The following is an 8098-nucleotide window of genomic DNA, read 5'->3' on the forward strand; positions in this document are numbered from 1 at the left end:
CCCGGCCGGCGGGTGGTGGGGGCCTAGGGGTTGGGCGTGACCCCCGCCTTGAGCAGGCCGTAGAACAGCGAGTCGGTGAGCGCCTCCCACGACGCCTCGATCACGTTCGGCCCCACGCCCACGGTGCGCCACTGCGCGCCGGTCTCGGTGTCGACGGTGGTGATGAGCACGCGCGTGATGGCGTCCGTGCCGTGCGCGGCGTCCATGATGCGGACCTTGAAGTCGGTGAGGTCGAACCGCTCGATGTCCGGGTACGCGCCCGCGAGCGCGGTGCGCAGCGCATGGTCGAGCGCGTTGACGGGGCCGTTGCCCTCGCCGACCGTGACGAAGCGCTGTCCCCCGCCGGCGCGCAGCTTGATGACCGCCTCGGCGTCCGCGTCGCGCGGGTTCCCGGGCGCGGACGAGACGCGCACGCGCCACGTCTCGGTGTCCCAGTACTTGGGGGCGTCGCCCAGCTCCCAGCGCAGCAGCAGCTCGAACGACGCGTCCGCCGCGTCGAAGGTGTAGCCCTGCGCCTCGGCGTGCTTGACGCGGTCCGTGACCCGGCCGAGCAGCTCGGGCTGACCGGTGAGGTCGAAGCCCAGCTCCTTGCCCTTGAGCTCGATCGACGCGCGCCCGGCCATCTCCGACACGAGCATGCGCATGTCGTTGCCCACGTGCTCGGGCTGGGTGTGCTGGTAGAGGTCGGGGTCGACCTTGATCGCGGACGCGTGCAGGCCCGCCTTGTGCGCGAACGCGGAGGCGCCCACGTACGGCTGGCGCGCGAACGGCGCGATGTTGGTGATCTCGGAGATGGTGTGCGCGATGCGCGTCGACTCGCGCAGGCCGTCGCCCTTGAGCGCGTGCACGCCGCGCTTGATCTCGAGGTTGGCCGCGACCGCGACGAGGTCGGCGTTGCCGGTGCGCTCGCCGTAGCCGTTGACGCAGCCCTGGACGTGCGTCGCCCCCGCGGCCACGGCGGCCATCGAGTTCGCGACCGCGCAGCCGGAGTCGTTGTGCGCGTGCATGCCCAGCTGGGCCGAGGTCCGCGCGCTCACCTCGGTGACGATCCGGGTGACGTCGTCCGGCAGCATCCCGCCGTTCGTGTCGCACAGGACCAGGGACGATGCGCCACCGGCCTCGCCCGCGAGCAGCGCCTTGACCGCGTACTCGGGGTCGAAGGCGTAGCCGTCGAAGAAGTGCTCGGCATCGAGGACCACGCGACGCCCCTCGCCCACGAGGAACGCGACGGTCTCCTCGATCATCGCGAGGTTCTCGTCGCCCGACACGCGCAGCGCGCGCTCGGCGTGACGGATGTCGGACTTCGCGACGAGGGTGATGATGGGCGCCTCGCAGTCGAGCAGCGCCCGCACCTGCGGGTCGGAGGCGGCGGAGGTGCCGGCCCGCCGCGTCATGCCGAAGGCCGCGAACTGCGCGTTCCTGAACGACAGCTCCTTGGCGACCAGCCCGAAGAACTCGGTGTCCTTGGGCACCGCGCCCGGCCAGCCGCCCTCGATCACGCCGACCCCGAGCTCGTCGAGCAGCGGGGCAATCGCCATCTTGTCCGCCACGGACAGGTTCATGCCCTCCTGCTGCGCGCCGTCGCGCAGGGTCGTGTCGTAGATCTCGACCGTGAGATCCGTCATCGTCGTCAGCTCCTCGAGTTCGGCGCGGGCCGCGTTCCCAACAAAAAAGCCTCCCAGGGGTGCGGGAGGCTGCGCGTCGGGGATCGGCCCGACGCGCTACAGAATGATGATCGCGGTACGCATCGGGGCCATTGTGGCACAGAACGGGGACGATGCGGCAGGCACCTGCCGGGAACCTCCCAGCGAATCTGGAGCAACCGTCAGCAGACTGGGGCTCAGGTCCGCGGCGCGGGCCGTCCCCGTCCCGTCAGAGAGGCCCCATCCCATGGCACGCATCCCCGAACCCGTCTCGACGCCCGAGGGCCCCGCCTACGAGGGACGCCTGCTCGACCGACCCGAGGAGGAGGTGGTCGACCAGGGCATCGCGTTCGACCTCGGCACCCTCGTGAGCCGTCGCGGCGTCATGTCCCTGCTCGGCCTCGGCACGGGTGCGGCCGTGCTCGCCGCCTGCACGCCGAGCGGGAGCAGCACCACCGCATCGTCCACCGCTTCCGCGAGCGGCCTCACCGAGATCCCCGACGAGACCGCCGGGCCGTATCCCGGCGACGGCTCGAACGGGCCCGACGTCCTCGAGGAGTCCGGCATCGTGCGCCGCGACATCCGCTCCTCGATCGAGGGTGGCGACCCGGTCGCCGGCGTCCCGCTCGACTTCACCTTCACGGTCCTCGATATGGCGAACGGCGGCGTCCCCATGGTGGGGGCGGCCGTCTACGCATGGCACTGCAACGCCGGCGGGCTGTACTCGATGTACTCCGACGGCGTCACCGAGGAGACGTGGCTGCGCGGCGTCCAGGTGACGGACGAGAACGGCGAGGTCACCTTCACCTCGGTGATGCCCGGCTGCTACGCCGGCCGTTGGACCCACATCCACTTCGAGGTCTACCCGAGCGTCGACGACATCGAGGACTCGACCAAGGCGATCGCGACCTCGCAGATGGCCTTCCCCCAGAACGTGCTCGACCCGGTGTACGAGCTCGCCGACTACGACGGCTCCGCGTCGAACCTCGCGCAGCTCTCGCTCGCGTCCGACAACGTCTTCGGCGACGACAGCGGCGTCCACCAGATGGGCGCCTTCAAGGGCAGCGTGGACGCGGGCTACACCTCGACCCTCACCGTGCCGATCGACACCACGACCGAGCCGACGGCCGGCACCATGGCCGGCGGCGGCGCCCCCGGCGGCGACCGGCCCGAGGGCGGCCCGGGCGGGGACGGCGGCGAGCCGCCGAGCGCTCCCCCGTCCTGAGGCACGAGAAAGGGGACGATACGGCGGTCGCGCGACCGCCGCATCGTCCCCTTCGCGTGTCGCGCTACGGCGCGACGAGCATCTTCATCTCGGAGTTGCGGCCCTCGCCCAGGAGGTGCTCGATGCCGTCCTCGACGATGACGTCGAGGTCGATGACCGAGCTGATGAGCGGACGCGGGTCGATGGCGCCGGTGCGCATCGCCTCGATGGTCTCGGCGTAGTCCTCGTCGGTGTAGCCGAACGAGCCGGTGAAGGCCTTCTCCGTCATGACGAACGCGTTGACGTCGACCGGGAACTCGCCGTGCGCGACCGCGACGTAGACGGCGGTGCCGCCGGTGCGGAGGCCGTTGACGGCGGTCTCGAACGTGATGCGGCCCACGCCGGAGGCGTCGAACGACACGTCGGCGCCCACGCCGGCCGTGAGCTCCTTGACGAGCGCGACGGGGTCCGTCTCGCGCGGGTCGACCGCGGTCGCACCGAGCTGCTGGGCCAGCGCACGGCGGGCCTCACCGGGCTCGGACACCACGATGGTCTCGGCACCCCGTGCCTTGAGCGACATCACGACCGCGAGGCCCACGGGGCCCGCGCCGACGACGAGGGCGTGCTTGCCGGCGACGTCGCCGACGCGCTTGGTCGCGTGCCACGCGACCGCGGTCGACTCGACCATGGCGGCGACCTGCGAGCCGAGCTCCTCGGGGAACGCGAAGACCTGGTCCGCGTTGAGGACGACGTGCGAGCTGAAGCCGCCGCCACCGCCGTTGATGCCGGTGAAGCCCCAGGCGACACAGCGGTTGCCGGCGCCGGCCTGGCAGGCCTCGCACTCGCCGCACCAGCGGTTCGCGCGGACGGCGACGAGCGTGCCGACGGCCGGGCCGTCGACGCCCTCGCCGAGCTCGACGACGCGGCCGCCGAACTCGTGGCCGAGCACGTGCGGGCCGGAGCAGCCGAACAGCGGGTGGACGAACTCGTTCGGGAACATGAACTGCTCGAAGAGGGCGAGGTCGCTGCCGCAGATGCCGGCGTGCTCGACCTTGATCTTCACGGTGCCGGGGCGGACCGTGGGCTCGGCGATCTCCTCGACGACGGCCTCGCGGGGGCCATGCAGGCGCAGAGCTTTCATAGGGGGGACTCCTGTACTGCTACACGCCGCGCCGACGCATGCGCGGCAGGGGGACTGTGAACGCGTCGGATGCGTGCCACGGCGGCTTTGCCGCGGCTGCAACGCGAGCACGGTAACGCAATTTGTCACTCAATGCCACCGGGGGCATGCGACAGCGGGGACGATGCGACCGGCCGGCGGTCGCATCGTCCCCGCGTCAGATGTGGTGCGACGGCCGGGCGTGACGTCGCCTCCCGGCGAGGTCGTGCCTCGTGCGTCGCGGCCCGAGCGGTGCGGGTGGACAGGATGTCGCCTCCCGGCGAGGTCCGTCCCCTCCCCCCACGTCTCAGGCGATGATGAACGGCTTGATGCCGCCCGAGCCGAGCGTGTGGCGCGCGCGCCAGTCCCTCGGGTCGTGCTGGAGCTCCTGCTCGTGGAGCACGACCATCTCGTGGTGGTGCTCCCGGCGAGCGTGCTTGCGCGCCTCCGCTGCCACGTCGTGCGGCCGCCGTGCACCCATCCCGCGGTGCAGGTGCGGCAGGTCGGTGAGCAGCCCTTGACGGTACGGGCGCTCTGCGGCGATGGTCATGATCCCTCTCCCTGGATGTCGCGCCGGCACACGGTCACAGCAGGCGAGCGTGCAGCGGCAGGTTGAACGAGTCGCCGAGGTTCCGGACCACCTCGTCGACCGACGGCCGGTACTCGAGGTGATCGACGCGCGCACGCTCGCGGCGGCGGGCGTTCGCGGCGGCGAAGCGGTCGGACACGGCTCGCAGGGAGTCGCGGACCCGACCGACGAGGTCGCTCGGCGCGGGGGCGGCGACGCCCTCGGCCCCGAACGGACGGACGGTGTGTGCAGACATTGCTGATCCTCTTCCTGGTGAACGGTTGACGTGCGCGGCGTGTGGCCGACTAGGCGATGAGGCGGAATGCGCCGCGTCCCGCGGCGACGGCCTCGGCCTCCGCCTGGGCGTCGGCGATGCGCTCGAGGAGCGCGGCGCGGGCGACGGCCCACGCGCGAAGGCGTGAGATCTCGGTACCCGCCCAGTCGGAGAGCGCGGCGGCCGCGCCGGGCGCGAACCCGCGGACGGCGTCGGCGAGGCGCTCCACCTCCTGGCGGTGCGCCGCGGTGCCCTCCTCGGCAAGCGTGGGTCCGAGGTCTTCTGCGGTGATCTGGATGGACATGACACCCTCCTTTCTTCGGGTTCGTTCGGTGTCGATGTCAGAGTGCTCGCCCCGCGTGTGAAGGGTCGTGTGACGCAGCACACATTCCGCAAATACACCAGAAATGGGGGCACGCAGAGAAGCATCGCCCCTCGTACGAGCCCTGGCGCGTTTTGGTCAGGCGGGCTGCGGGACCTTGCCGCGGAGGGCGTCGAGCACGGTCTCCGCCCGGTTCAGGAGGATCGGCATGTCTCCGCGCGCGGCCACCTGCAGCGCGAGCTCCGCGTGCGCGCGGGCGCGCTCGCCGTCGCCGATCTTGAGAGCGACCTCCGCATCGGTCACCTGGACCTCGGCCTCGAGCCACTTGTAGGAGTCGTTGATGCGCCGGCATGCGGTACCCGCGTGCTCGAGCCACGGCATCGCCGCCTCCGTATCGCCCTCGGCGACGAAGGTCAGACCCATCACCTTCGCCGTCACGCCCTCCCAGCACGGGTCCTCGAGCTGGCGGGCGAGCGCGTAGGAGGACTCGATGTCCGCGCGGACCGCCGCAGGCGAGTCGCCCTTGGCGAGGCGCACGTGCGCGTGCCACGCCTCGGGCCAGGGTCGGATCGCCGTCCACCCCTCGCTCTGCGCCTGACGCTGCGCTTCCTTGGCCCACCGCTCCGCCGCCGCGAGCCAACCCGCGAGGTAGGCGCCGCGCGCGGCGTGCGACATCGCCCAGATGCCGCGCTTCACCGCTCCGGTCTCGCGACAGAGGTCGATGGCCTCGTCGAACCGTTCGAGCGACGCGTCGAGGCGGCCCCAGTCGGACAGGTGCACCGCGTCGTACGCGGCCACCGCAGCGCGCACCCGCGGGTACGGTCCGGCGACCTCCCAGGCGAGGGACAGCCCTTCGACCGCGCACTCCCTCCTGGCGGCGAGCACGTCGACGTAGGCGAGCTCGGCGAGCGCCTTCGCGGCGATCTCCTGCTCCCCCGCCGACGTGGCGGCCTCGCGTGCGGCGTCGAGCACGATCGCGCCCTCGTCGTCGTAGCCGCGGGCGGCGTGCACCAGCGCGCTTCCCAGCTCGAAGAGGCAGGTCGCGGTGAGCAGACCGTCGCCGGCCCCCTCGGCGGCAGCGACCGCGCCGCGCAACGTCGCGATCCCGCTGCCGGCGGCGCCGGCGCCCACCGCCGCACGTCCCGCCGTCAGCAGGGACTGAGCGGTGGCCACGGAGGACACGCCGGCGGTGTTGGGGGTGACAGGCGGCCGCGCGGCGGCGCTGAGCGCCGCGCTCGGCGGCTCGCCGAGCTCCCGCATGAACGCCGCCTCGGTCGCCGCGACGTGGCGGTGGGCGGAGATGCGGTCCCCCGCCGCGACGAACGCCTTGACGAGCAGCACGTGCGGCCCCTCCTCGAGCGGCGAGGTGTCGACCATCGCGGAGGCCAGGGTGAGAGCGCGCGCGTGGTCGTGAGCCGACATCGCGCGCAGCGCCTCCTTGCGCAACGCGCCGATCGCGTCGCCGGCGACACGCTGCCGCTCGACGAGCAGCCACGTGTCGAAGGCCGGGGAGGCCTGCACCTCGATGCCCTCGAGGAGCTCACCCCGGGGCACGGGCTGAGGCAGGTGACCCGCGGCGACCAGGTCGACGTCGATCTCGGTGTCGTCGTCGAGACCGGCGACGATCGGATTGCCCAGCAGCGCCTCCGGCATGCCGAGACGGCGGCGCAGCTCGGCGAGCGCCCAGCGGAGCGCGCCCATGGGGTCGTCTGCCTCGGAGAAGAGCTCGCTGACGAGCTGCTGACGCGAGACGGGATCCGGCGAGCGGACGACGCGGGCCAGCAGCGCCCAGCACTTCGCACCGCGCGGGCCCGGCAGGGTGAGGCCGTCGCGCAGGAGTCGGGGCTGACCGATCAGTCGGATCGACAGCATCGGTCTCGCTCGGGATGCACGGCCCCAGCGTACGTCCGCTATGTCCGTTTCGAAAAGGGGTCGAGCGGGGCGACGGCAGCTCGCGGGCCCGCGACCCGAGACGTGAATCACCTGGTAAACGACAAGAGGCCCCACCGGATGGTGGGGCCTCTTGTGAAAAGGTGTGCCGCGGCGTCCTACTCTCCCACACCCTCGCGAGTGCAGTACCATCGGCGCTGGGAGGCTTAGCTTCCGGGTTCGGAATGGGACCGGGCGTTTCCCTCCCGCTATGGCTGCGGCAACTTTATGGAACTATGTTGGGCGGTGCCCGTAGTTCGGGAACCGCACAGTGGACGCGAGCTTCAGCAGGATATCTTTGTGTGAAGTCAAGTTGTCGGCCTATTAGTACCGGTCAGCTTCAAGAGTCGTTAGTCCTCTCTTCCACATCCGGCCTATCAACCCCATGGTCTATAGGGGGCCTTCCGGACCGTAGTCCGTGGAAACCTCATCTTGAAACGGGCTTCCCGCTTAGATGCTTTCAGCGGTTATCCCTTCCCAACGTAGCCAACCAGCCGTGCTCCTGGCGGAACAACTGGCACACCAGAGGTTGGTCCACCCCGGTCCTCTCGTACTAGGGGCAGCCTTTCTCAAGTTTCCTGCGCGCGCAGCGGATAGGGACCGAACTGTCTCACGACGTTCTAAACCCAGCTCGCGTACCGCTTTAATGGGCGAACAGCCCAACCCTTGGGACCAACTCCAGCCCCAGGATGCGACGAGCCGACATCGAGGTGCCAAACCATGCCGTCGATATGGACTCTTGGGCAGGATCAGCCTGTTATCCCCGGGGTACCTTTTATCCGTTGAGCGCCGGCGCTTCCACATGCCACCGGCGGGTCACTAGTCCCGACTTTCGTCCCTGCTCGACCTGTCAGTCTCACAGTCAAGCTCCCTTGTACACTTGCACTCGCCACCTGATTGCCAACCAGGCTGAGGGAACCTTTGGGCGCCTCCGTTACTCTTTGGGAGGCAACCGCCCCAGTTAAACTACCCACCAGGCACTGTCCCTGATCCGGATCA

7 protein-coding genes and 2 rRNA genes are annotated in these 8098 nt (G+C 70.7%); 1 reads left to right on the plus strand and 8 read right to left on the minus strand.

Annotation, left to right across the window (positions count from 1 at the left end; translation table 11 throughout):
- Positions 1-23: 23 nt before the first annotated feature.
- Entirely contained in the window at positions 24-1625 is a 1602-nt protein-coding gene (gene cimA / locus AOM07_RS14260; RefSeq protein WP_062315005.1) for a citramalate synthase, read from the minus strand.
- Between the two features lie 265 nt (positions 1626-1890).
- Between cimA and AOM07_RS14265 the strand changes: the two genes are divergently transcribed.
- Positions 1891-2868 carry a dioxygenase family protein gene (locus tag AOM07_RS14265; RefSeq protein ID WP_062315007.1) on the plus strand — a complete coding sequence of 326 codons (978 nt, stop codon included), beginning with the start codon at positions 1891-1893 and terminating at the stop codon, positions 2866-2868.
- 64 nt (positions 2869-2932) lie between these two features.
- On the opposite strand, the gene AOM07_RS14270 is transcribed toward AOM07_RS14265, so the two are convergent.
- The 7 genes from AOM07_RS14270 to AOM07_RS14300 all read right to left on the minus strand — a co-directional run.
- Positions 2933-3988, minus strand: a complete 1056-nt coding sequence (locus AOM07_RS14270) for a zinc-binding dehydrogenase (RefSeq protein ID WP_062315009.1) — start codon at positions 3986-3988, stop codon at positions 2933-2935.
- Between the two features lie 325 nt (positions 3989-4313).
- Complete coding sequence (locus tag AOM07_RS14275; protein WP_062315011.1) at positions 4314-4556, minus strand: hypothetical protein; 243 nt, start codon at positions 4554-4556, stop codon at positions 4314-4316.
- Between the two features lie 34 nt (positions 4557-4590).
- Positions 4591-4830, minus strand: coding sequence for a hypothetical protein (locus AOM07_RS14280; protein WP_062315013.1), 240 nt, complete (start codon positions 4828-4830; stop codon positions 4591-4593).
- A gap of 49 nt (positions 4831-4879) precedes the next feature.
- The gene (locus AOM07_RS14285) at positions 4880-5152 is read right to left on the minus strand and encodes a hypothetical protein (RefSeq protein ID WP_062315015.1); all 273 of its coding nucleotides are present in this window, start codon (positions 5150-5152) and stop codon (positions 4880-4882) included.
- Positions 5153-5308: 156 nt separating this feature from the next.
- Complete coding sequence (locus AOM07_RS14290; protein ID WP_062315017.1) at positions 5309-7042, minus strand: AfsR/SARP family transcriptional regulator; 1734 nt, start codon at positions 7040-7042, stop codon at positions 5309-5311.
- Between the two features lie 163 nt (positions 7043-7205).
- Positions 7206-7322: ribosomal RNA gene (gene rrf / locus AOM07_RS14295) — 5S ribosomal RNA — on the minus strand.
- A gap of 81 nt (positions 7323-7403) precedes the next feature.
- Positions 7404-8098 (minus strand): 23S ribosomal RNA (locus AOM07_RS14300); the annotation flags it as partial.

It is taken from the genome of Demequina rhizosphaerae (assembly GCF_000971255.1).
Taxonomy (GTDB): Bacteria; Actinomycetota; Actinomycetes; order Actinomycetales; family Demequinaceae; genus Demequina; species Demequina rhizosphaerae.